Consider the following 994-nt stretch of genomic DNA (forward strand, 5'->3'; position numbering starts at 1 on the left):
CCCGCCTGGTTCACCGCGCCGAGCGCGAAAGTACCGAGATAGCTGCCGCCTTGCGCTACGAAGCCGGCGCTGTGCGTGTCGAGCGTATCGACGTCGGCGAAGGTCACCGCGCCGTTCTGTGCATGCGTTGTCGCATTCTCGCCCGCAGCACCGTCGGCGATCTCCGTCACCGAACCGCTCTGCACAGCAGAGGTGATCACCGGTGCGTCATTCGTGCCGGTGATCACGATCGTCACTGTTTGTGTCGCGACGCCGCCATGGCCGTCATTGACGAGCACGGTGTACTTCTGCGTCAGCGTCTGGCCGGCCTGTAGCGAGTCCAGCACGCCGTCGGCAACCTTGAAGTTCCAGCCGACCGTATCAGTCGCCTGGTTCACCGCGTCCAGCGAGAAGGTGCCGAGATAACCGCCGCCTTGCGGCCAGAAGCTGGTGCTGTGGGTGTCCAGTGTATCGACGTCGGCAAACGTCACTGCACCCCCCTGCACATGGACGACCGCATTTTCGCCGGCCGCGCCGTCAGCACGCTCCGTCACGGTAGCGCTCTGTGTACCCGACGTGATCACCGGTGCGTCGTTCGTCCCGAGGATTACGATCGTAACCGTCTGCGTCGCCGTGCCGCCATGGCCGTCATCGATGGTCACGTCATAGGTCTGCATCAGGATCTGGCCTGCCTGCAGCGAGTCGAGCACGCCGTCGGCAACCTGGAAGTTCCAGCCGACCTTGTCGGTCGCCTGATTCAGCGCGCTGAGCGAGAAGGTACCGAGATAGCCACTGCCCCCCGCTGCGAAGCTGGCGCTGTGGGTGTCGAGCGTATCGACGTCAGCAAAGGTCACCGCGCCGTTCTGCGCATGCGTTACCGCATTTTCGCCCACGGTACCGTCAAGCCGTTCCACCACGCCGCCAAGCTGCCAACCGGACGTGATCACCGGGGCGTCGTTGGTGCCGGTGATGACGATCGTCACCGTCTGCACTGCCGTGCCGCCATGGCCGTCAT

The 994-nt window shown here is 64.4% G+C and carries 1 protein-coding gene; it reads right to left on the reverse strand.

Annotated elements, in window-relative coordinates; translation table 11 throughout:
• The coding region (locus tag IB264_RS34150; protein ID WP_210335723.1) for a VCBS domain-containing protein at positions 1 to 994 on the reverse strand (994 nt) is incomplete at both ends.

The sequence above is a fragment of the Ensifer sp. ENS11 genome (assembly GCF_014851895.1).
GTDB lineage: Bacteria > Pseudomonadota > Alphaproteobacteria > Rhizobiales > Rhizobiaceae > Ensifer > Ensifer canadensis.